We start from the raw sequence: 20486 nt of genomic DNA, 5'->3' as shown, positions 1-20486 counted from the left end.
GAATTCTTTTGTTGATAAATCAACTACGCTGTTCGATGGTGCGGCAATATCCTTGGGAGAGGGTGTCCTGCCATATGCCCTTTAGCGCCATGTTCCGCCAATATGTCGACGCCTTCAACGCCGGGGACGATGTCGCCTATAGCCGCTTCTATGCGCCGGACATCGTGTTCCGCAACGGCGCCGGGGCGGCGCTGGTCGGCGCGCGGGCGGTCGTCGAATATTACGCCCGGTTCAGGCAATCGGTCGAACGGGTGATGTCGGTCGAGGCAATGCTCTGCGCCGACACCTGCCTTGCGGCCGCGCTCGCGTCGCGGTTCACGATCCTTCAGGACGGCACCTCGTTCGCGAACGAGGTGCTGAATGCCGGTGATCGCGTCGAGATCAACAGCATGGCGCTATACGAAATGGCGGAGGGGAAGTTTGCATCGATCAATGCGACCACCCTGCGCCGCACGATCATCCGCAAGGAGAATGCATGAACATGGAAAAAGCGCCGGACAGGGCGATGGAAGCTTCGCGATATCCGCGCGGCCCGATGATCTTCATGCTTTTTCTCGTCTGCGCGCTCAGCTTTGCCGACCGTGCGGTATTTTCCTCGCTCGCGCAGGTCATCAAGGCTGACCTGCGCCTGACCGATCTTCAACTAGGCCTGTTGCAAGGGCTGGTCTTTGCGGTGCTCTATGCCGTTACCGGCCTGCCGCTCGGATTGCTGGCGGAACGCTTTTCACGCAAACGGATCATCGCGGCGGCGACGATCGTCTGGTCCGCGGCAACGCTCGGCACCGGGCTGGCCGCGAATTTCGCGCAGCTGGTCGTGATGCGCCTTGTCGTCGGCATGGGCGAAGCCGGCTTTACCCCGCCGGCGGCGTCGATGGTCGCCGATGTCACGCCGCGCACCAAGCGCGCCTCGACGATGTCGCTGGTCCTGCTCGGCACGCCGGTCGGTATCTTCGCGGGCGCGATGCTCGCCGGGCAGATCGCGGCGCATTGGGGATGGCGCACGGCCTTTCTCGCCTTCGGCATTCCCGGCGTGCTGGTCGCCGTTCTGCTCCTGCTGCTCGTTCCCGAACCGACCCGCGGCATGCATGATGTGCCCGATGCCGCGTCGGGCAAGGCGCCCGGCTTCGGCGTCTTCATCAAGACGGTGCTCGCCAACCGGCCGCTGCTGTGGGTGATCGCGGGGGGCAGCATGGCGGGCTTCGGCATGACCTCGATCTCGCAGTTCATGGCCGTCTTCCTCGCGCGCAACTATCATCTCGGCGTGCGCGAAGCGGCGGGTGCGTTCGGCGCGATTTCCGGCCTGTCGATCGCGGTCGGCCTGCTGGTCGGGAGCTTCGGCACTGACTATTTGTCGCGCCGCGATCCGCGCTGGCCCGCCTGGGGCGCGGCGATCGGGCTGGGCTGCGCACCGCCGATCTACTGGTTCGCCTTTCACGCCGCTAGCCTGTCGCTCGCCATCGGCCTGCTGTTCGTCGCGGGTTCCTTCCTGCTGCTGTTCTTCGGCCCGACGGCGGGCATGATCCAGAATCTGTTGCCGACCCGGATGCGCGCCAGCGGGCTCGCGCTCTACACCTTGCTCTACACGGTGATCGGTTCGGGGCTTGGCCCGGTGTTCGTTGGCGGCATGAGCGACATCTTTGCGCGACGGGGATATGCCGGCGACTATCTCGTCGATTGTCCCAGTGGGCTCGCCCCGCACGGTGCGGCTGCGGCGGCGGTGGCGAAATGCGCGCAAGCCTCGGCCAGCGGAATCCAGCTGGCACTTTCGCTGTCGGTCCTGTCGTTCCTGATCGCCGCGGTCTGCTTCCTGTGCGCGGCGCGCGGATTGCGTACGCGGCGCGACACCGCCAGCGACGGAAGCGCGTCTCAGATCAGCGCGTAATAGCGAAACAGCGAGCGGTCGGGGTCGGTGCGGCGTTCGCCGCCGCCGACGATCACCGTGCGCGACAGCCAGTCATGCGGCCCCGCAGGCACCCGGAAATAGGGCGTCAGGCGGAAATAGGATGGCTGCGGTTCGCCCGGGGCCGGGCGAACGAGGTAGCCCCGGTTCTGGATGTAGATCGTCGTGCCGTCGTCTGCCTGGAGCAGATAATGGGCGTTGAGTTCGATCGTCCCGTCGTCGCGGACCAGCGCATAGTCGGCGCCGCTGTGCGGTATGACCTTGCCGCTCAGGCGCGGGCCGCTGATCGTGCCGCCGGTGGCCGGCGTATAGCCCTGGTGACCACCACCCGGCAGCGGACCGAAGATCGTCCGGTCGCTGCCGAACAGCACCTCGATATCGAAAACATGCTCCAGCGTGCAGTCGGCCGAACTCATAGGTCACGCTCTTGTTGGGGGATGCAGGGCAACAGGATCGACGAGTCATGGTCGCCGCCGGTGCGAATGATGTGGGTGCCGGCATTGCGCGTCTGCTCGTGCAGCGGGAAGGGGAGCATGACGCCCTCCTCCTTGTCGTAAATGTCGGCGCCCGCGACCACCACGCGCAAGGTCTCGCCTGCCGCGAACAGCGCCGAGAAGGGCCAGATCTCGATCTCGACCGGCACGCACTCGCCCTCGGTGAGGCGCTCCTCGGCGGTGTGGAGATGCACCGGCTGCTCGGGCCGCGATCGTCGCGTATCGAGCGCGCGGTGGCTGACGCGCTGCCAGCCCAGCGCAACCGGGCCGTTTTCGTAGAAGGCGTAAAAGGTGAAGCCGACATGCGCGCCCGTGGTGTCGAGCTTCTGCAGCGCCACGAACAGGTCGATATCATCGCTGCCCGCCGCTTCCACCCACAGGCGCAAACTGGCATGTCCGGTGATCTCGGTGTCTTCGGCAAAGACGAGATCGAAGGTCGCCTGGCCGGCCCGCGCATCGTAACGAACTTCCGCCGCGTCCGTGCTCGCATCGCCCAGAGTCCGCTTTTCGCCGTCGAGAAAGAGCCGGCGATATGCGGTACGCGCCGGCGGCCATGTCTGTTCGGCGCGTTCCTCGGCCACGCCGTGCCGCTCGCGGACCTCGATGCGGACCGCCGGCCATGCGCTGACGGCGGTCGGTCGATCACGCATGAAACGGTCGAAAAAGGCCAGCTGGCGCGCCCGACTCTCGGGGCGGTAATAGTGCGCCCACTTCTTCTGGCCGTGGATATCCAGCCACTTTTCGGTCGAGCGGATGCGCCGCCAGGCCTCGATCGTACCGCGCAGGTGCAAGCCCTGGTCGGACCAGCTGGCAACGACATAGGCCGGCTGGGTGATCGCTTCGAGATCGAACTCCTTCGAGTGCCAGAAGTCGTCGATCAGCGGGTGGCCGGTGACGTTCGCCCATGTGTCTTCGGTGCGGCCCAGCGAATAGCGTATATTGCCGCACGCGCGGGGCAGGAAGTTCGTTTCGAGAATGCCGCCATGATAGGCGAACTCGCGATACCAGTCGGAAAAGCCCTCCCACGGATTGAGCGCCGCAAGCGGCCCGGGCCGAAGCGGCGCCACGAGATACTGGATCCCCGCGAGGTAGGACACGCCCGTCATCCCGACCCGACCGTTCGACCATGGGCGTCGGCCGAGCCATTCGATCGCATCGGCACAGTCTTCGGCTTCCTGGATGCCGTTGTGGTGAAAATCGCCCGGCGACAGCCACGCGCCGCGCGGGTCGACCACCGCCACGGCATAGCCCTGGCGGCCCCACCAGACCGGATCGGGCGCCTCGAAGGCGGTCAGGTCGGAGAGCCAGTCGGGATCGACCCCGGAACGCGGCCAGAAGACGCGGTTCGTCAGCCAATGTTTGCCGTAGGGCCCCCATGCGAGCAGGATCGGCACCGCCGACCGCACGCCTTCCGGCCGGTAGATGTCGCAGAATATCTCGATCCCGTCACGCAGCGGGATGCGGCAATTGCGCTCGATCTCCAGCCCGCGCTCGATCCGATGGTGATACTCGACCGGCGGCAAAGGTGGCTTGGTCGGGTGGCTGTGCGGATCGAGCCCCGGCAGCATCAGCGGCTCGAAGCGGATGCTCCCGGTCACAGAACGACGAAATAATGGATGCGGTTGGCGCCGGGGATCTTCTCCGCCACGCCGACGAATACATGTTGCGAGAGCCACTCATGCGGTCCTGCCGGCGCGTCGAAACGCGGTGTGACGCGCATATAATAATCGGCGAAATCGACGGGCTCGTTGCTGCGCATTCGCGACGCGATCTCTTCGCTCCGGGCCCAGCGATAGCCGCGGTTCTCGAGGTAGATGATCGCGCCGTCATCGGCTTCGAGCAGGTAGCGCGCGTCGAAGTCGATCACGCCGTTGGGGCGCGAGAGCGGGAAATCGCCCCCCGACATCGGCACCACCGTGCCATTGAGCCGCGGGCCCTCGACCCGTCCGTCAGCCGCATAGATCGCCGCGCGCGTATCCCCGCGCGCACCGGGCTTGATCCAATAGGGCTTGGTCAGCGTGATCGAGATGGTGAACGCATGCTCGAGGCGCGGCAGAAACGGGTGCGATTGGGTCATGCCATGCGATAAACGCGCTAAGAGTTGATTTGTCAACACAGCCAGCATTGCATTCGCCGTGCGCTTTTGGCAGCGCGGTTTGCATGACATTGCCACCGACCTGGGACCTCTTTGGCGACGACCATCTGCCGCATCGGCTGCAATTGCTGGCGAAGATGATCGATCGCGAGACCGCAAAGCAACTTCAGCGCGAATTCGGCATGTCGCTCGCCGAATGGCGCGTCCTGGCCTATATCTGCGCAGCAGGGCCGGCGAGTGCGGCCGATGTCGGCGCCGCCAGCGCGATCGATCGCGCGGAGGTCAGTCGGGCGGTTGCGAAGCTGGAACGCGACGAACTGATCGCGCGCTCAGTCGATCCAAAACATCGCAAACGGCTGATCCTGGAGCCGACCAGTGCCGGGCGCGATTCCTTTGCCAGGATACGCAGTCAGCGGCGCGGTTATTTCCAGCGGATCATGAGCGACATTCCGCAAGCGACCCGGGAGCAACTGAACAGCGCGCTTCGCACCATCGCGCTTGGCGTTCAACAAGCCGTCGCATAAACCGGGTCAAGTGGGTCCGATGGATCGATGGTGCCGCCGATGTCGCACAATGGCGTCGACCCGCGCAGGCCATGCGGCGTAAATTTGCATCGACCTTGCCCGGCGGCCGCCGAACAGGTTTCACAGCTTTGCTGCGGATCACGCGGGCGGAAAGTCCATTCGGGTATCGACAACGCGCTCGCCGCGTTCGATGGGCTGATCAAAGGCACCAACCCGGACGCACGCTGGCCCGGTTGGGCCGACGGGGGCGAGGAGCGCGCTATGTACGATCTGCTGGTGAGGATGCGTGTCGTCGATGGTTCGGCGTTCGTCGCCGGGCCGTCCTGCGCGCTGCATCTTGCTTAAATGGGCGCCGAGGTCATCCGCTTCGATATGATCGGCGAGAGGCCGGTGGACACCGCGCCGCGGCTCGGCCAGCATGGCGACGAGGTGCTCGCCACAGTGCTCGGGTTCGAAAGCGGCGCGATCGCACGGCGGCACGACAGCGGGGTATGTCATGACGATTGACGCGAGCCGACTCGCTGAATGGCAGTCCTGGGTCGGCCGCAGCGAGACCCGCAGCGAGATACTCTGCGCCGAAAGCCTGCGCCGCTTCGCCGCCGCGCTGGGCGAGCCGCTCGACGTCGAGCGCGTGGCGCCGTCGCTGGCGCATTGGGCATTCTTCCTGCCCGTCGTCGCCGCGGACGAGATCGGGCCGGACGGGCATCCGCGGCGCGGTGGGTTCCTGCCGCCGATCACGCTGCCGCGCCGCATGTTCGCTGCCGCCGACATGCTTTTCCACGCGCCGTTGCACCTGGGCGCGCCGGCGACGCGCACCTCGCGGATCGACGCCATAAACCACAAGGCCGGGCGCAGCGGCGATCTGCTGCTGGTCGAGATCGTCCATGATATCGTCCAGGACGGCGCGCCGCGCGTCACCGAACGCCAGACGATCGTCTACCGTGATGCCGGCGCGTCGACCGCGCCGGTCGTCGCGGCCGATTATCCACCGGTGCCCGAGGAAGTCCTCTGGCAACCGCGCAGCATCGACCTCTTCCGTTTCTCCGCGGTCACCTTCAACAGCCACCGCATCCATTATGATGAGCTTTATGCGACGCACGAGGAGGGTTATCCCGCGCTGGTCGTGCACGGCCCCTTCACAGCGGCGCGGTTGTTCGGCCGGGCGGCGCGCGCGGGCATGCCACGTCGCTTCGCGTTTCGGGCGCTGGCGCCACTGTTCGTCGACCAGCCGGTGCGGCTGCGACCCGGTGACGCGGCCGGCAGTTTCGTCGCGATCCGCTGCGACGGCGTGGTGGCGATGCAAGCGACCGTGACAGGGTGACCCCGAATAGGGCATTGCCCCGACCAAGTGTTTCGAACCACCGCACGACAGGATGACCATGCGCAGAGCAGCCATCGTTTCGCCGATCCGTACCGCCGTCGGCAAGTTTCAGGGGAGTCTCGCCAGCATCACGGCGGGTGATCTCGGCGCGGTCGTGATCAAGGCGCTGGTCGAGCGCACCGGCATCGACCCGGCGCGGATCGACGATCTGGTCTTCGCACAGGGCTATGGCAATGGCGAGGCGCCGTGCATCGCGCGCTGGTCGGCGCTCGCCGCCGGCCTGCCGATCTCGGTGCCGGGCGTCCAGCTCGACCGGCGCTGCGGCAGCGGATTGCAGGCGGTGATCGATGCCGCGATGCGCATCCAGACCGGCGTTGCCGACGTGGTGCTCGCCGGCGGGGTCGAAAGCATGTCGAACGTCGAATATTATTCGATCGACCATCGGAGCGGCGCGCGGATGGGCTCGACCACGCTGCACGACCGGCTGACGCGCGGCCGGGTGATGTCGCAGCCGATCGCGCGTTTCGGGGTGATCAGCGGGATGATCGAGACCGCCGACAATCTCGCGCGCGACTATGAGATCAGCCGCACGGCGTGCGACGCCTATGCCGCGCGCAGCCATCAGCGCGCCACCGCCGCCTGGGCGGCGGGCAAGTTCGACGACGAGCTGGTGCCGGTCGCGGTGCCGCAAAAGCGCGGCGAGCCGCTGATCTTCGCGCGCGACGAGGGCATTCGCAGCGACGCGACCGCCGAATCGCTCGGACAGTTGCGCCCGCTCGAAAAGGACGGCGTCGTCACCGCCGGCAATGCCAGCCAGCAGAACGATGCTGGCGCGGCGTGCCTCGTCGTCGCCGAGGACAAGCTGGAAGAGCTGGGGCTTGAGCCGATCGCCTGGTTCCACAGCTGGGCGGCCGCCGGCTGCGAGCCGTCGCGCATGGGCATCGGCCCGGTGCCGGCGGTTGAGCGGTTGTTTGGGCGCAATGGCCTTGGCTGGGGCGATATCGACCTGGTCGAGCTCAACGAGGCGTTCGCGCCGCAGGTGCTCGCCTGCCTCAAGGGCTGGGGCTGGGCCGACGACGACAGCCGCCACGACATGCTCAACGTCAACGGCTCGGGCATTTCGCTTGGCCACCCGATTGGCGCGACCGGCGGGCGCATCCTCGCCAATCTGACGCGCGAATTGCAGCGCCGCGACGGCCGCTATGGGCTGGAGACGATGTGTATCGGCGGCGGGCAGGGCATCGCCGCAATCTTCGAGCGCGCCGCCTGATGCCGGAGCAGCAGGCTGCCGGCGGTGCGCCGCTGTCCGATGTGCGCGTGCTCGATCTGTCGCGCGTGCTCGCCGGGCCCTGGTCGACGCAGATCCTCGCCGATCTCGGCGCCGACGTGATCAAGATCGAGCTGCCGGGCAAGGGCGACGATACGCGCGCCTGGGGGCCGCCCTATCTGCGCGATGCCGATGGTGCGGAGGAATTCGGCGAGAGCGCATATTATCTCGCCTGCAACCGCAACAAGCGCTCGGCAGCGATCAACCTCGCCGATCCGGCCGGCGCGGCGCTCATCCGCGAACTGGCGGCGAAGGCCGATATCGTGGTCGAGAATTTCAAGGTCGGCGGGCTGGTCAAATACGGCCTCGATTACGCCAGCCTCGCGGCGATCAACCCGCGGCTGGTCTATTGCTCGATCACCGGCTTCGGCCAGACCGGTCCCTATGCCCAGCGCGGCGGCTATGATTTCGTCGCGCAGGGCATGGGCGGCTTCATGAGCATCACCGGCGAGGAAGATGGGGGTCCGCTGCGCGCCGGCGTGGCGATGGCTGATCTGTCGACCGGCATGTACGCCACCGTCAGCATCCTCGCCGCACTGCGCCATGCCGAGCGGACCGGGGTCGGGCAGCAGATCGACATTTCGTTGCTCGACACGCAGATCGCGATGCTCGCCAACCAGGGGATGAACTGGCTGGTCGGCGGGGTCGTGCCGGGCCGGCTCGGCAACCGCCACCCGACGGTGGTGCCGTACAAGACCTTTGAGGTCGCCGACGGCATCATCATCATCGCGGTCGGCAATGACGGCCAGTTCCGCCAGCTCTGCACCGAACTCGGCGTGCCCGAACTGGGCAGCGATCCGCGCTTCGTCACCAGCCGTGCCCGGCTCGCCAATCGCGACGCGATCGAGGCGATCGTGCAGGATCTGGTGCGCGGCGAGCAGGGCGCGGCGCTGATCGAACGCTTCGCGGCGTGCGGCGTGCCGGCCGGGCCGGTCAACAATATCAAGCAGGTGTTCGAGGACCCGTTCGTCGCCGCGCGCGGCACCGTCCACCGTTTCGAGCGCGAGGATGGCGTCGCGATCCCCTCCATTGCCTATCCTGGAAAGTTCTCGGCCACGCCGGTGCAATATCGCCGCGCGCCGCCGCACGTGGGCGAGCACAGCCGCGAAATTCTCGGCGAATGGCTCGACCTCGACGACGCGCGCTTCGACGCGCTGCGGCGCGATGGCGTGATCGGCAAGGAATGACGCCGCCGGACCTGCCTGCCTTGCTGGCCGAGGCAGCGGAGGCGGCGCAGGCGTTCGTCGCGGCGATCCGTCCGGTGGTGCGCGCGCGCATCATCGGTGCCGACGGCGCGTCCGACCGCGCGCTCGCCGATCGCGAGCAGCATGTCGTTCACGGTTTCGGCTGGTACGCCACCTACGCCGCGGTGCTGCGCGAGGTCGCGCTCTGGGCGGCGCGGCTCGCCGACGAAGGCGCACTCGGCGAGGTCGAGGCGTTGCTCGCGCAACTGCTGTTTGCCGAATATGGCGCGCAGATTTCTTGTGGCATCGCGATGAACCAGGGTGAGGTCATCCGTCCCGGCGACCTCACCGACGATCCGCAAATCCTCGCGCTCGCCACCGCGCCCGCGCTGCAGCGGCTCGTGCGCAGCGGCGCAACGCAAGCGGTGAAAAGCGCAATCGCCGCGCATCTCGCTGCCGCGCGCGGCCGGGCTACGCTCGAAAATCCCGGGCTTGACGCCACGCTCGATATGGTGCGCGACCAGTTCTTCGCCTTCTCCCAGGACAAGGTCGCGCCGTTCGCGCAAGGGTGGCATCTGCGCGACGAGCTGATTCCGCTACCGCTGGTCGAGGAACTCGGCGCGCTGGGCGTGTTTGGCATGACCATCCCCGAGGAACATGGCGGGCTCGGCATGGGCAAGACCGCGATGTGCGTCGTCTCGGAAGAATTGTCGCGCGGCTGGATCGGCGTCGGCTCGCTCGCGACGCGTTCGGAGATCGCTGCCGAGCTGATCCTCAGCGGCGGGACCGCGGCGCAAAAGGCCGAGTGGCTGCCGCGCATCGCCAGCGCGGCGATCCTGCCGACGGCGGTGTTCACAGAACCCGATACCGGCTCTGATCTCGGCGCGCTGCGCTCGCGCGCGACGCGGGTCGGCGACGACTATCTCGTCAACGGCAACAAGACCTGGATCACCCATGCCGCGCGCGCCGACGTGATGACGCTGCTGGTCCGCACCGATCCGGCGACCACCGACTATCGCGGCCTGTCGATGCTGATCGCGCCCAAGCAGCGCGGCAGCGGCGCCGATGCCTTCCCGACTCCGGGCATGACCGGCGGCGAGATCGGCGTGATCGGCTATCGTGGTATGAAGGAATATGAGCTCGGCTTCGACGATTTCCGCGTGCCGGCGACCAACCTGCTCGGTGCGGTCGAGGGCCAGGGCTTCAAGCAGCTGATGGCGACCTTCGAAAGCGCGCGCATCCAGACCGCCGCGCGCGCCGTCGGCGTGGCGCAGGCGGCGCTCGATGTCGCGCTGGGTTATGCGCTCGACCGCAGGCAGTTCGGCCGCGCGATCATCGACTTTCCGCGCGTCGCCAACAAGCTGGCGATGATGGCGGCCGAGATCATGGCCGCGCGCCAGCTGACCTATCATGCCGCGCGGCAGAAGGACGAAGGCAAGCGCTGCGACCTCGAGGCCGGCATGGCCAAGCTGATCGGCGCGCGTATCGCCTGGGCGGCGGCCGACAATGCGCTGCAGATTCATGGCGGCAACGGCTTCGCCACCGAATATCAGGTCAGTCGCCTGCTCGCCGACGCGCGCATCCTCAACATCTTCGAGGGCGCAGGCGAGATCCAGGCGCAGGTCGTCGCGCGCCGGCTTCTCGATGAGGTGAACTGACGATGCGTGACGACACCGCGCTCAGGCGCTTGATGGATGCGATCGCGACCGGCGACGAGGCGGCGATCCACCAGGCGCTCGCGCCCGCGCCAGGGCTGGCCACGGCAACGCTCGGCCAGGGCGCGACGCGCGAGGCGGCGAGCGAAAACTTCCTCACCGCGATCGGGCACCATGTCTATGCCGGTGACACCGCGCTGCATGTCGCGGCGGCGGCGCACCGGCCGGGGATCGCGCGCATGCTGCTCGCGCTGGGCGCCGATGTCGCCGCGCGCAACCGGCGCGGCGCGACGCCGCTTCATTATGCCGCCGACGGCAGCCCGGGTGAACCACGCTGGGATCCGGTCGGCCAGGTCGCGACCATCGGTGCGTTGCTCGCCGGCGGGGCGGAGCCTGACGCGCTTGACCGTAGCGGCGTCGCGCCGCTCCATCGCGCTGTCCGGACCCGCAGCGCGGCGGCGGTGGCCGCACTGCTCGACGCCGGCGCCGACCCGCGACGCCCTAACGGCAGCGGCTCGACCCCGATCATGCTGGCAACACTGACGACCGGTCGCAGCGGCAGCGGCGCGCCCGAAGCGAAAGCGCAGGAAGCGGAGATCATCGCGCTATTCGCGCGTCACGGCATCACGGCCTGAGGCTGCGGCGCGACCCGCACGTCGCCGACCGCTGGTGACGTTCTCGCAGAACGCGCTCCCGACCATTGCATTGCCTGTCAGCGGCCGGTTGGTCCCGTCTGGGTTTCTCATGTCAGGCCGACATGCCCTGCACTATCGTCAGGCAGGCGCGAAGGTCGCGAGTGAAAGCGGGACATATCCGGGTCGCTGACCGGGATAAATACGGATGCTCCGATGAGTTGGTGACCCCTACGAGAGTAGAACTTTATTCTCAACAATATCAGGGCGTCCCTAAATCCTCTGTAAAATCATCTATTTGTCTTGTAACGTGTTCGCGGTCGGTCGCCCTGATTTGCCTGAATTCCCATCAAAAGGTGGGAACGATTGTGGGATCATTTCAGGCAGGGAATAGAACCGATGGCCCTTACAGCGTTGAAGGTGAAGAACGCCAAGCCCGGCCGCCATACCGATGGCCGGGGGCTGTGCCTGCTGGTCAAGGACAGTGGGGCGAGAACGTGGGTACTGCGGATGCAGCGCAAGGGCCGGCGCCGCGACTAAGGCCTTGGTTCGGCGCTGGACGTGTCGCTGGCCGAGGCGCGCGACGCGGCGGCGGCGCTGCGCCGTCAGGTGCGCGAGGGCGTCGATCCGGTCGCCGAGCGGCGCAATTCGCGCAAGGTCGTACCGAGCTTCGAGACTGCGGCGCGGACCTGTTACGAAGCGATGAAGGAGGGCTGGAAGGACCAGCGCCATCCAAGCTGGATATCGAGTCTCGAGAACCATGTCTTTCCGCTGATCGGCACGAAACCTGTAAACGAGGTGGACAGCGCGTGCGTGGTCGAGGTGCTGTCTCCCATCTGGCTCGACATTGCTGACACCGCACGACGCATCTTACATCGCATCGGCGCGGTGCTGGATTTCGCCCACATCAAGGGATGGCGGAAGGAAGAAAACTCGCTGCGTTCTGTCCGCAAAGGGCTCCCCCGGCAGGTGGACAAGGGCGGGCATCTCGAAGCCATGCCCTATGCTGAGGTGCCGGCGCTGATGGCGAAGCTGGCCGCAGCCTCGCCGACCACCGGGCGGGACGCGTTGCGCTTCACAATCTACAACGCCGTACGCTCCAACGAGACGCGCTTTGCCGTCTGGACCGAGTTCGACCTGGACAAAGCCATCTGGACGATCCCCGGCGAGCGGATGAAAGCGGGCGAAACCCATGTTGTGCCCCTGTCCGCGCCGGCCGTGGCGTTGCTGCGCAAACGGTGGAAGGAGCGCGCCAGCGATACGGGCCTCGTCTTCTCCGCCGATGGCGAAAAGGCGATCAGCGACATGACCATGACCAAACTGCTGCGCGATGACGGGATCAAGGGCGTGACCGTCCATGGCTTCCGCTCCGCCTTCACCGACTGGTCATCGGAGAGAACCCGCTTTCCCAAGGAGGTCGCGGACAAGGCGCTGGCGCATAAGCTGCCCAACAAGGTGGAAGCAGCCTATCGCCGGACGGACTTCTTCGAGAAGAGGCGCAGCCTCATGGCGCGCTGGGCAGAGTATCTGGACCGGGTGCCGACCAAAGTAAGCAAGGACGCTGCCGCCACGGCGTCCGAGCCTATGACGCTCTGCGCTGCCGCCTGATGAGATCATGCAGGCTGGCGGTGGTGATGCGAGTGGATTTGCCGAGCTTCACCGTTTCGATCTCGCCGGCCGCGATCAGCTCGTAGAGCTTGGTGCGGCCGACGCCGATCGTGCGGGCAGCGTCATTCACACGCACGCATATCGGCTCGGGCGAAGGTGAGGCGGTCATTGCCCCGCGCTCCCGGGGCGTTCCTCGCCGTAGCCGGCCGGATTGGCGATCCAGCGATTGCCGGCTGACTCGTGCCAGCCAGCGCCATGGATGCTGATCCGCACCTTATCGGGAAATGTGCCATCAGCCATTTTGCGATAAAGGGTCGAGCGAGAAAGGCCTGTGCGGTCGAGAACGGTCTTCAGACGAATTATGCGATCAGGGTCGGACATGGGCAGTGTCTCAAGCGATGGTGTTCACAGCGCCCCCCACAGACAAGCATCGGATGTCAGTTCGCCCCGGACAAGACCCGCTCCGGGGCATTCAAATACCGAGCGCATGATCTTTGGCGGGGCTTGGCCGCCTCTGGCGTCGAGCGGCGACGAACAGCGGAAAGGAGCGTAGAAAAATCGCGCAGGACGATTGCCTGAAAATTTTTCTCACCAGGTCCCGATCAGGTCGGAGCGGCGTGGGCGAGTTCGGAGCGCCAATGCGGCTATGCCGCTGGCCAGCGCGCCACGCTCGTCCGCCGACGGCGCCAGCGCGGCACGATCATAAACCGGCGGCATGCCGCAGCCCACCGCCCCCCAGCCCTACCGCCGCTCAGCCCTACCGCTCAGAAATTAAACCACGCGCTCGCCGCCAGCGGCAGCATCGTACCCGGGAAATCGGCCGCCACGATCGGGCGGCATTGATCGAGCAGGGTCTGGGTGTGCGGCAGGTTGGCCATTGCCTGGCCGTGCATCGGCCCAACCAGCCCGCCCGCCGCATGCGCGCCGGTGCCCGAATTGATTTCCGAGGTCAGCAGGTTGAGGCAATATTTGGAAAGATGATCGCGCGCGGCCATCCCGACCATCCCGGTAACATCGGGCAGACGCCCGGCATAGCTGGGGGTGTGGCAGCTTGCACAAAGCGCAGTGTTGAGGCCATTGCCATTATTGTATGATCCGGCAGGCTCAGGGTTGTGCGGCCAAGTGGTTTTCAGCATCGGCATATACCAGTTGTTGCCGGTGGTGAAATTGACCGCATGGGTACTGTTGTATTCGTCCTTGGCCTTCTCGACCGCCTCGGTCGAAGGGAAGGCTGACGAGTGGTGTGTGATGAAAGCGTTTTCCCCGGCGTGGCAATCGCTGCAGCGGTTGTCATCGGGCAGCGGCGAATCCGGTGACAGGAAGGTCGGCCCGCTGATCGGGTAAGTTACACCGGGCACCATCGTCGTCGCGCCGTTGTTGTCCCAGAAACAGGCCTTGCTGGTGCTGACGGCGTTGTTCGGAACCTTGCTGATCCCTTGGCAGATGATCCCCAGCGCATTGTAGGTTTGCACCCGGATGAAGTGCGGGTGCGGTCCGGGCACGAATTTCCAGGTGAAGTCGCTGATCGGCAGCGCCATGCACACCCCTTGATTGCCAGTGGCCGAGGTCGGGGACCAGGTGTAAAGTTCGTTAAGATTGGCCGGCTCCAGAATCCGGAAATTCAGCGTGCCCGATTTCTTCCAGCCGGTGCTTTGGTTGGAATTGAACGCGGGTGGCACCGGCACCCCGGCTTTCGCGCAGCGGGCGGCATAGCTGTAAAGCCCCGGCCTGAAGCCGCCAAATTGCCCGCCATTGAACGTATTTAAGGTATCGCGCAGTTGCACCGCCCGCATCAGCGAACGTGGGGTTGCGGCGTCATCGGCCATCATCCCGGCGTTGGTGCCGGCGACATTGGCGCTGCGGCCGATCAGTATTTGCAACACCGCAAAATTGCGCCGGGCCAGATCGCCACTGCCAGGGCGGGCCTTGACCAGATCGCCGATCCGCGCGGCATTGGTCACCACTTTGCCCATCGGATCCTCGCCCGATGTCCCCGCCGACGCCCCCGCAAATTTCTGCGCAAATGCAATGGCGCTGCGCATTTCCAGCGGCGTGCTTGTTGCCCCCAGCTTGCGCAACGTCGCGGCCTGCAATCCGGCGACCACTTCGGGGGTCAACTGGATCGGCTTCATCGCGTGGTCGAACACTTTGCCATGAATAATCATAATGCTGTCGAGCGATTCCGCCCCGTCTATAGGCTGGCTCTTTGCCTGACCGTGCAGCAGCGCCGCCGCTCCGGCGAATGTCAGGGCACACGCTGCAAAAATTCCGATTGACTTACGCATGGCCAATACTCCCTCCGGCCCGACCTGCAGCCAAGCTTGAATGAATATAATTTTTAGAGCACCCTTATTGTGCGAAGGTCTGCTATATCTGGCAAAGAGTCAATGCCCAATTCGACCGCAGTTTCGTAGCCTGCAATATCCCGCTTCCCCGGCCCGACAACCCACAGGGTACCTTGAACTAACAGCGGCCAGACCCCTTTCTACCAATTATTTGCCATTCTGCCCTTATGTAGGCAGCCCAATTGTGAGCTCGTGGCCGAGCTCGAATATTTGTCACGCATATTCGGTTTCGCAATCGTCAACCGAATATAACATCGGGTTGCGCATCCAGGCATTGACGGCCGATTCGCGCCAGCCTGCGCAGCGGGTGGCCGCTAGCCTGTTTGACCGCTATTGGGGCGACTGCCGTCGGGCCGCTTTTTGCGCCGATTCCTGCCGGTCGGCTTTCAGGCGGGTAGCGTCGATCAACGCCGCCGGAACGGGGAAAAGTGGTGGAGAGCAGTCGTTCGGCACCTCAAGATAACGGCGATCGGTGTAGCCGATAAACTTCGTTACCCGCATCGTCGGCGACCAGCAGCGTGCGCCCATTAAGGTCATCGAGTAGGGTCGTGCCGCTAGCGATGGCGGCCTCAGGAGTTCCGGCAAAGCGCTCCGACAGGAGAAGAGCGCCTTTGAATATCTCGATGACAAATGGAGGTTCAGGCCAGCGCATAGGAGGAAGCATGTCGCCTTTGCGGCATGTCTGCAACTGATGACGTGGACGGCTCTCCGCCCCTTCCGCAGGATGATCTGCGGATGAGCCGGAAGGAGAGCCACGATGGGGAACGTCACGACGATAGGTTTGGACCTCGCGAAGAGCGTGTTCCAGGTGCACGGTGTTGATGCGGATGGCGCGGCGGTGCTTCGCCAGCGACTGACACGTGGGCGTATGTTGAAGTTCTTCGCAAAGCTGCCGCGGTGTCTGGTTGGCATGGGGGCGTGCGCATCGTCGCATTACTGGGCGCGTGAGTTGATCGCGCTGGGTCACGATGTGAAGCTGATGCCGGCGCGGTATGTGAAGCCGTACGTCAAGCGCGGCAAGAACGATGCCGCCGATGCCGAGGCGATCTGCGAGGCGGTGACGCGACCGACCATGCGCTTCGTCGGGATCAAGTCGCCCGGGATTGTCAGGATTTCCGTGTGTGGGCGGGCATAATGGGTAAAAAGGAGCCCCAGTATGTCCCGACGCAAAGAGCCTGCGATACCGAACGAGCTTCTCGACCAGTTGCTGGCGGGAGGCGCGGCGAGTGCCGCGTTTGAGCAGGGCGGCCTGCTTGATTCTCTGAAGAAGGCGCTGACCGAACGCGCCTTGAACGCAGAGATGGATTGTCGTCTTCGAATACTGTCGCGCGCGCTACCGCCAAAATGGTTGTTTTGCCAAATCTGGCCGGAGGCGGGCCTATTTTGATGGTGCCGGCTGTCCAGTTTCGAACCCGCGCTTGCCGCGCCGGCGCCACAGCAACAGGCTGCGTTCGCGTTCGTCGCCGCGCAATATCGCCGCCGCCTCCAGCAGCGATCCAAAGATCACGGCGCGATCGTCGTCGGTCAGTTCGATCAGGCCGGACTTGGCGACGAGACCGCCCAGTTCGATCAATTGTCGCGTGCGTTCGCGGCGCTTCATGACCCAGGCGCGCGTGTCAGTTCTGGCGCGGCTCGCTTCCAAGCGGCAGCGTGCCGCTCTCGCTCTTGGCAGTGCCAGCATTGTCGCGGCGAGTGCTGTCCGCAGTGTTCTTTGTCCTCTGCTGAAAGAACTCGGTGCCGCGCTTGCGCCAGTTCTCCTTTCTTGTCGCATCGGCGCGCTCAACGCTGGCGAGCAGCAGGCCGGTCAGGCGCCAAGGCGGAGGGGCGCTTTGGCAAGCCGGACTTCCGCTATCAGGCTGAGAGCGACACCTATCGCTGCCCGGCCGGTGAGACGCTGATCAAACGCATGACCACCGTCGAAAACGGACTGGTGCTGAACCGTTACTGGTCGAGCAACTGCGGGCGCTGTGCGCTTAAACCGGGGCGCACGCCCGGCACGGAGCGTCGCGTCACCCGCTGGGAACATGAAGAGGTCATCGAGGCCATGCAAGCAAGGCTCGACCGCATGCCCGACGCCATGCGCATCCGAAGACGAACGGTCGAACACGTCTTCGGCACGATCAAGGACTGGATGGGCCGAAATCACTTCAAGACGCGCACGCTTCAACGGGTCAAAACCGAGATGGGGCTCCACATCCTAGACTAGCCTATAACATCAAGCGCGCCATCGCCCTGATCGGGACGACAGGGCTGATCGCCGCAATGCAGGCATGATCATGCGCACACGCCGATCCACCCCGCCGCGCAGGATCGCGTTCTCACACAGCCTCCACCAGGTCGAGCCGTTCCGGGCCTGTCGATCGACACGATCCGCCTGAAAGCCGACCGGCAGGTATCGGGATGAAAAGCAGCCGGGCGGAAGCCGCCCCAATTCCGGACATCGAGATTTCGCGCGCTCAAGGCTTGTGGCCGAAACCACCGTTGTCCTACTTTCCCGCCAAGCTGGATTTCTTGGTAAATGCTTTCGAGGCATCTGCACCCACAACCGAGCCATACACGGTTGAGACGATGGTGCTATCGATTGGCACTCCGGACAGCCAGGCGAGGAGGTGCATGATGCCGAATGTCATCGCGGGCGCGACCATTGTAAGTTTTGCGCCCTGCTTGACATAGTCGGTGAGTCTCTCCCGGTTCGCTTCGATCGCCTCAACCGCAGCGCGGGTCATGTTGCCACGATCGATCGCGTCTATGAGGTCGCCCAATTGCTGGTGAAGGTCGCGCAAGCATTGCACGGCGTCAGCAGTGACGGGATCGTTGAACCGCTTGCTCTCGATAAGGTCGGCAAGGGCATCAATCTCGCCGAGCGCCACGGGAGCGAGGCCACGGACGATGGCAACCTGTTCACGCATCGTTCGGATGCCGGTCCAAGAGCTGGCAGCATATGTGTTATCAGCATCCGCGACCTGCTCCTCGAGGTTTCGAACGATATTCTCGTAGGAATCTCGCCACTCGTCATCGAGTAAGTCCACTCGGTCGTCGCGGCCGGGGCTGTCTCGCCAGCAGCGAGCGACGGGAGAACACGCCGTAACCGTTTAGTCTAGCTTTTGATCCGCCATCTTCGGAGAAGCGCGGAGCCGTTGCGTCAATCCCGACCTCGTGGGCGATGAACTCGTCAAAGGTTCGGTCGCTGAAATCCAGCACATAGCCGCCCTTCATATTGAGCACGCGCTCAACGACCCGCATGTCATCCGGGCTTATTTGTGGCTTGGGGGCGGGATCAGCGGACAAGATCAACGAGGCTTACTATGAAAGCCCATCCTGAGACAGTGCGTTGTCACCTCGCCGATCGCTAGGGCTTACCAATCTTGGATGTGTTGGGGTCCCCGTGAATGCCAAGTTGACCTCAGAAGCTCCGCCTAAGGGTTCCGCGGCGAACGACCATCCCAGGACCGCCTAATTCCACGAGTCGCCTGATGCCGGCCCCGACCAGCGTCTCGGCAGGGTCCGATTAGTACCAGCACGCCCCACGCAAAATGTGGGAACACCTGTGGTATCAATTTGCGCGAATTTTCAAATTATCTCGCAAAAACAATGCGATAAAACGCTTGCTTGGTGACCCCTACGGTAACCGCATATGGGTAATAAGATATTGAAATTGCAAGAAAAGGTTTCAATATCGCTTAATCTATACCATCAAAGGTACCATCGCGTAGCTTGAATTTTTATGGGACGATTGGTGCTGAAAGCCCGAAGCGGACCAGACCAGATATCGCCCCAAATAGCCGCGCCGAGGGCATGGGCTTCGGTGGGGCGATTCCTGAACCTTTGAGATTGAATTCGGGCGACGGCTGCCCGCGTCCGCGCCCAGATCATCTGTCCTCGACGTTGTAGAACATCGGATCGCGTATCCAGGCATTGACCGCTGACTCGCGCCAGCCTGCGCACCGCGCCGCGATCTTGACCCGATCGGGAAAGGTGCCGGCCTCCATTTTCCGATAGAGAGTCGATCGACTCAGGCCGGTTCGGTCGAGAACTGTTTTGAGGCGGAGGATGCGGTCGGGAGTGTCGCTCATGGCACGGTCCTGCTTGCGTTACTCTGGCTCCCCGCGAATAGGTTTGAGGTTCTTGTAGAAAGCGCAAGAGGTGCCAGTCCCGATGGCACCGGATGGCGCGCTGTGGCGCCGAAAAAGACATGCCGGCGTAGACCCGAATTTGCGGCCGGAATCCCGAAGCGCCTCGCGCCTGAGTCCATCGGGGCAAAATCAAGCCGTTGCTGGGCTGATTCGGTGATCGTTACAGCGTCATCGCCAATCGGCGCGCTATCGGCCGCGACAGCGCTATTTGTCAGGGGTCTCGCGACGCTGGAGTTCGTTTTCGATCGCTTCACGAATGAAGACGGCGAGCCGCCGATTACCCACCAGCGTCTCGATCCGCTGGATCGTCTGGACCGGCAGTCGCACCGTCGTCGGCTTCATTCCAAGAGGCGGGCGTCCCATCGCCTCACCCCTATCCACGACAGGAGCGATCTCCAACACTATCATCATTGACGCTACCGTTTATTAAATATACGACATCGTTTATTGGATAAACGATGTCGTATTTCGCTGCAATGCCCTTTCTCCCAAAAGAGACCGGCGAGCTGGGGCGGTTGATCTGACCAGGTAAGCGGTGATTCGCGACTCATGCGGCACGGAGGCGAACTTGGCCGAAATCGATCTCACCACATCGCGGCGCGCTCTGTTGGGCTCGCTCGCCGCAACGTCGATCGTCGCGGTGCAGAGTCTTGCCAGTCCTTGGGATGCCGCGACTGCGATGGTTCCTCGCGAAGCGCCCGTCATTCTGCGGCGGAGCCGGGAAGGGCGGAGCGCTAGCCGGTTCCGCTACCACAATGCTGAAAGGTTCTTCGCAAGCGTCGAGTGTGAAATCTGGCCGGACCGAAGCGACGAGCTTTACCGCATCGGCATCGTTGTCCAATTGGCGCTGAGTTCGCATCTTCTCGACGTCGGGTTTGTGGATAAATGGTGCGCGCGTCATCTCGCATTGGATCTCGCCAAATCGCTCAAATGCGCCAACGCGACCGGACTCGGCCATGACTGCCCAGAACTCGCAGATCTCGCGGCGCGCCTTTCGCCCTATGGGCAGTTTCGGAACCCGGACTCTCGCATGCGATGCAATTGTCCGTTTTCTACCGTCGAAACACTTCGGCTTACGCGCGCGCTGCTTGATCGGGTCCGTGATGTGACAGGTCATCCCCGTCCGCGTGGTTGGTCCGGATCTCTATCGTGACTGAACCGCGCCGGGTTTGTCGGAGGCTCCAACTCCTGAGAAGGTGGAGCCATGACGAGCAAGACAACGAACAAGTTTGCGCCCGAGGTCCGCGAGCGAGCGGTGCGGATGGTTT

Annotated in this window: 23 protein-coding genes and 4 pseudogenes; 16 read left to right on the top strand and 11 right to left on the bottom strand. The window is 64.4% G+C overall.

Going from position 1 to position 20486, the window contains the following annotated elements:
• Nucleotides 1-74: 74 nt before the first annotated feature.
• Together U1839_RS13695 and U1839_RS13690 are read left to right on the top strand one after the other, a co-directional pair.
• Nucleotides 75-479: a nuclear transport factor 2 family protein gene (locus tag U1839_RS13695; RefSeq protein WP_332804166.1), complete on the top strand. Its 405-nt coding sequence runs from the start codon at nt 75-77 to the stop codon at nt 477-479.
• Nucleotides 476-1882 carry a spinster family MFS transporter gene (locus tag U1839_RS13690; RefSeq protein ID WP_332804165.1) on the top strand — a complete coding sequence of 469 codons (1407 nt, stop codon included), beginning with the start codon at nt 476-478 and terminating at the stop codon, nt 1880-1882. Before U1839_RS13695 ends, U1839_RS13690 begins: the two co-directional genes overlap by 4 nt.
• On the opposite strand, the gene U1839_RS13685 is transcribed toward U1839_RS13690, so the two are convergent.
• The 3 genes from U1839_RS13685 to U1839_RS13675 are packed head-to-tail and all read right to left on the bottom strand — an operon-like array spanning nt 1867 to nt 4471.
• A complete protein-coding gene (locus U1839_RS13685; protein ID WP_332804164.1) occupies nt 1867-2316 on the bottom strand; it encodes a DUF3237 domain-containing protein in 450 nt (149 codons plus the stop codon). The two genes, U1839_RS13690 and U1839_RS13685, sit on opposite strands and share 16 nt — an antisense overlap.
• Nucleotides 2313-3992, bottom strand: a complete 1680-nt coding sequence (locus tag U1839_RS13680) for a CocE/NonD family hydrolase (protein ID WP_332804163.1) — start codon at nt 3990-3992, stop codon at nt 2313-2315. The genes U1839_RS13685 and U1839_RS13680 overlap by 4 nt, the downstream gene beginning before the upstream one ends.
• Entirely contained in the window at nt 3989-4471 is a 483-nt protein-coding gene (locus U1839_RS13675) for a DUF3237 family protein (protein WP_332804162.1), read from the bottom strand. Before U1839_RS13675 ends, U1839_RS13680 begins: the two co-directional genes overlap by 4 nt.
• An 83-nt stretch (nt 4472-4554) precedes the next feature.
• Here U1839_RS13675 and U1839_RS13670 point away from each other — a divergent pair, with 83 nt between their 5' ends.
• From U1839_RS13670 to U1839_RS13625, 10 genes and pseudogenes are all read left to right on the top strand, one after another.
• Nucleotides 4555-5013: a MarR family winged helix-turn-helix transcriptional regulator gene (locus U1839_RS13670; RefSeq protein ID WP_332804161.1), complete on the top strand. Its 459-nt coding sequence runs from the start codon at nt 4555-4557 to the stop codon at nt 5011-5013.
• A 27-nt stretch (nt 5014-5040) separates the two neighbouring features.
• A complete protein-coding gene (locus U1839_RS13665) occupies nt 5041-5358 on the top strand; it encodes a hypothetical protein (protein ID WP_332804160.1) in 318 nt (105 codons plus the stop codon).
• Complete coding sequence (locus U1839_RS13660; RefSeq protein WP_332804159.1) at nt 5359-5520, top strand: hypothetical protein; 162 nt, start codon at nt 5359-5361, stop codon at nt 5518-5520. It begins immediately after the preceding gene.
• A complete protein-coding gene (locus U1839_RS13655) occupies nt 5510-6334 on the top strand; it encodes an HTD2 family dehydratase (RefSeq protein WP_332804158.1) in 825 nt (274 codons plus the stop codon). Before U1839_RS13660 ends, U1839_RS13655 begins: the two co-directional genes overlap by 11 nt.
• A 58-nt stretch (nt 6335-6392) precedes the next feature.
• Entirely contained in the window at nt 6393-7604 is a 1212-nt protein-coding gene (locus U1839_RS13650; protein ID WP_332804260.1) for an acetyl-CoA C-acetyltransferase, read from the top strand.
• Nucleotides 7604-8848, top strand: coding sequence for a CaiB/BaiF CoA transferase family protein (locus U1839_RS13645; RefSeq protein ID WP_332804157.1), 1245 nt, complete (start codon nt 7604-7606; stop codon nt 8846-8848). The genes U1839_RS13650 and U1839_RS13645 overlap by 1 nt, the downstream gene beginning before the upstream one ends.
• On the top strand, nt 8845-10503 hold the full coding sequence (locus U1839_RS13640) for an acyl-CoA dehydrogenase family protein (RefSeq protein ID WP_332804156.1): 1659 nt from the start codon (nt 8845-8847) through the stop codon (nt 10501-10503). The genes U1839_RS13645 and U1839_RS13640 overlap by 4 nt, the downstream gene beginning before the upstream one ends.
• Before the next feature lie 2 nt (nt 10504-10505).
• Nucleotides 10506-11135 (top strand): ankyrin repeat domain-containing protein, encoded by a 630-nt coding sequence (locus U1839_RS13635; RefSeq protein ID WP_332804155.1) that lies wholly within the window; start codon nt 10506-10508, stop codon nt 11133-11135.
• 396 nt (nt 11136-11531) lie between these two features.
• Nucleotides 11532-12056, top strand: a pseudogene (locus U1839_RS26795) (tyrosine-type recombinase/integrase); the annotation flags it as partial.
• Nucleotides 12057-12128: 72 nt separating this feature from the next.
• Entirely contained in the window at nt 12129-12740 is a 612-nt protein-coding gene (locus U1839_RS13625) for a tyrosine-type recombinase/integrase (protein WP_443030622.1), read from the top strand.
• On the opposite strand, the gene U1839_RS13620 is transcribed toward U1839_RS13625, so the two are convergent.
• The 4 genes from U1839_RS13620 to U1839_RS13605 all read right to left on the bottom strand — a co-directional run bounded on the left by U1839_RS13620 (nt 12715) and on the right by U1839_RS13605 (nt 15622).
• Nucleotides 12715-12909, bottom strand: coding sequence for a helix-turn-helix domain-containing protein (locus U1839_RS13620; protein WP_332804154.1), 195 nt, complete (start codon nt 12907-12909; stop codon nt 12715-12717). The two genes, U1839_RS13625 and U1839_RS13620, sit on opposite strands and share 26 nt — an antisense overlap.
• On the bottom strand, nt 12906-13121 hold the full coding sequence (locus U1839_RS13615) for a helix-turn-helix transcriptional regulator (protein ID WP_332804153.1): 216 nt from the start codon (nt 13119-13121) through the stop codon (nt 12906-12908). The genes U1839_RS13620 and U1839_RS13615 overlap by 4 nt, the downstream gene beginning before the upstream one ends.
• A 383-nt stretch (nt 13122-13504) precedes the next feature.
• On the bottom strand, nt 13505-15025 hold the full coding sequence (locus U1839_RS13610) for a hypothetical protein (protein WP_332804152.1): 1521 nt from the start codon (nt 15023-15025) through the stop codon (nt 13505-13507).
• Between the two features lie 390 nt (nt 15026-15415).
• Nucleotides 15416-15622 (bottom strand): hypothetical protein, encoded by a 207-nt coding sequence (locus U1839_RS13605; protein ID WP_332804151.1) that lies wholly within the window; start codon nt 15620-15622, stop codon nt 15416-15418.
• A 220-nt stretch (nt 15623-15842) separates the two neighbouring features.
• Between U1839_RS13605 and U1839_RS13600 the strand changes: the two are divergent.
• Together U1839_RS13600 and U1839_RS13595 are read left to right on the top strand one after the other, a co-directional pair.
• A pseudogene (locus U1839_RS13600) lies at nt 15843-16181 on the top strand (IS110 family transposase); the annotation flags it as partial.
• A 60-nt stretch (nt 16182-16241) separates the two neighbouring features.
• Nucleotides 16242-16400 (top strand): annotated as a pseudogene (locus tag U1839_RS13595) (IS256-like element ISSpwi2 family transposase); the annotation flags it as partial.
• A gap of 63 nt (nt 16401-16463) precedes the next feature.
• Here the strand turns inward: U1839_RS13595 and U1839_RS13590 are convergent.
• Entirely contained in the window at nt 16464-16685 is a 222-nt protein-coding gene (locus U1839_RS13590) for a conjugal transfer protein TraD (RefSeq protein WP_332804150.1), read from the bottom strand.
• A 204-nt stretch (nt 16686-16889) separates the two neighbouring features.
• Here U1839_RS13590 and U1839_RS13585 point away from each other — a divergent pair.
• A pseudogene (locus tag U1839_RS13585) lies at nt 16890-17359 on the top strand (transposase); the annotation flags it as partial.
• A gap of 212 nt (nt 17360-17571) precedes the next feature.
• On the opposite strand, the gene U1839_RS13580 reads toward U1839_RS13585, so the two are convergent.
• The 3 genes from U1839_RS13580 to U1839_RS13570 form a co-directional block, all read right to left on the bottom strand.
• A complete protein-coding gene (locus tag U1839_RS13580; RefSeq protein WP_332804149.1) occupies nt 17572-18114 on the bottom strand; it encodes a hypothetical protein in 543 nt (180 codons plus the stop codon).
• An 840-nt stretch (nt 18115-18954) separates the two neighbouring features.
• Nucleotides 18955-19158, bottom strand: coding sequence for a helix-turn-helix transcriptional regulator (locus tag U1839_RS13575; RefSeq protein WP_332804148.1), 204 nt, complete (start codon nt 19156-19158; stop codon nt 18955-18957).
• 264 nt (nt 19159-19422) lie between these two features.
• Nucleotides 19423-19581: a YlcI/YnfO family protein gene (locus tag U1839_RS13570; RefSeq protein WP_332804147.1), complete on the bottom strand. Its 159-nt coding sequence runs from the start codon at nt 19579-19581 to the stop codon at nt 19423-19425.
• A gap of 205 nt (nt 19582-19786) precedes the next feature.
• Here U1839_RS13570 and U1839_RS13565 point away from each other — a divergent pair, with 205 nt between their 5' ends.
• Nucleotides 19787-20371, top strand: coding sequence for a hypothetical protein (locus tag U1839_RS13565; protein ID WP_332804146.1), 585 nt, complete (start codon nt 19787-19789; stop codon nt 20369-20371).
• Nucleotides 20372-20486: the final 115 nt, after the last annotated feature.

The organism is Parasphingomonas halimpatiens, assembly GCF_036663795.1.
Lineage (GTDB): Bacteria > Pseudomonadota > Alphaproteobacteria > Sphingomonadales > Sphingomonadaceae > Sphingomonas.
The sequence above is the reverse complement of the archived record's forward strand: the minus strand, read 5'-3'. Positions and strand labels throughout refer to the sequence as shown.

What these genes read in the sequence shown, in the direction of transcription:
- U1839_RS13650 (WP_332804260.1), top strand. Translation starts at nt 6,393, where the DNA reads ATGCGCAGAGCAGCCATCGTTTCGCCGATCCGTACCGCCGTCGGCAAG.
- U1839_RS13675 (WP_332804162.1), bottom strand. Translation starts at nt 4,471, where the DNA reads ATGACCCAATCGCACCCGTTTCTGCCGCGCCTCGAGCATGCGTTCACC.
- U1839_RS13685 (WP_332804164.1), bottom strand. Translation starts at nt 2,316, where the DNA reads ATGAGTTCGGCCGACTGCACGCTGGAGCATGTTTTCGATATCGAGGTG.
- U1839_RS13625 (WP_443030622.1), top strand. Translation starts at nt 12,129, where the DNA reads ATGCCCTATGCTGAGGTGCCGGCGCTGATGGCGAAGCTGGCCGCAGCC.
- U1839_RS13575 (WP_332804148.1), bottom strand. Translation starts at nt 19,158, where the DNA reads ATGAGCGACACTCCCGACCGCATCCTCCGCCTCAAAACAGTTCTCGAC.
- U1839_RS13690 (WP_332804165.1), top strand. Translation starts at nt 476, where the DNA reads ATGAACATGGAAAAAGCGCCGGACAGGGCGATGGAAGCTTCGCGATAT.
- U1839_RS13635 (WP_332804155.1), top strand. Translation starts at nt 10,506, where the DNA reads ATGCGTGACGACACCGCGCTCAGGCGCTTGATGGATGCGATCGCGACC.
- U1839_RS13615 (WP_332804153.1), bottom strand. Translation starts at nt 13,121, where the DNA reads ATGTCCGACCCTGATCGCATAATTCGTCTGAAGACCGTTCTCGACCGC.
- U1839_RS13670 (WP_332804161.1), top strand. Translation starts at nt 4,555, where the DNA reads ATGACATTGCCACCGACCTGGGACCTCTTTGGCGACGACCATCTGCCG.
- U1839_RS13695 (WP_332804166.1), top strand. Translation starts at nt 75, where the DNA reads ATGCCCTTTAGCGCCATGTTCCGCCAATATGTCGACGCCTTCAACGCC.
- U1839_RS13665 (WP_332804160.1), top strand. Translation starts at nt 5,041, where the DNA reads ATGGTGCCGCCGATGTCGCACAATGGCGTCGACCCGCGCAGGCCATGC.
- U1839_RS13655 (WP_332804158.1), top strand. Translation starts at nt 5,510, where the DNA reads ATGACGATTGACGCGAGCCGACTCGCTGAATGGCAGTCCTGGGTCGGC.
- U1839_RS13605 (WP_332804151.1), bottom strand. Translation starts at nt 15,622, where the DNA reads ATGACCTTAATGGGCGCACGCTGCTGGTCGCCGACGATGCGGGTAACG.
- U1839_RS13570 (WP_332804147.1), bottom strand. Translation starts at nt 19,581, where the DNA reads ATGGGACGCCCGCCTCTTGGAATGAAGCCGACGACGGTGCGACTGCCG.
- U1839_RS13660 (WP_332804159.1), top strand. Translation starts at nt 5,359, where the DNA reads ATGGGCGCCGAGGTCATCCGCTTCGATATGATCGGCGAGAGGCCGGTG.
- U1839_RS13620 (WP_332804154.1), bottom strand. Translation starts at nt 12,909, where the DNA reads ATGACCGCCTCACCTTCGCCCGAGCCGATATGCGTGCGTGTGAATGAC.
- U1839_RS13640 (WP_332804156.1), top strand. Translation starts at nt 8,845, where the DNA reads ATGACGCCGCCGGACCTGCCTGCCTTGCTGGCCGAGGCAGCGGAGGCG.
- U1839_RS13590 (WP_332804150.1), bottom strand. Translation starts at nt 16,685, where the DNA reads ATGAAGCGCCGCGAACGCACGCGACAATTGATCGAACTGGGCGGTCTC.
- U1839_RS13645 (WP_332804157.1), top strand. Translation starts at nt 7,604, where the DNA reads ATGCCGGAGCAGCAGGCTGCCGGCGGTGCGCCGCTGTCCGATGTGCGC.
- U1839_RS13610 (WP_332804152.1), bottom strand. Translation starts at nt 15,025, where the DNA reads ATGCGTAAGTCAATCGGAATTTTTGCAGCGTGTGCCCTGACATTCGCC.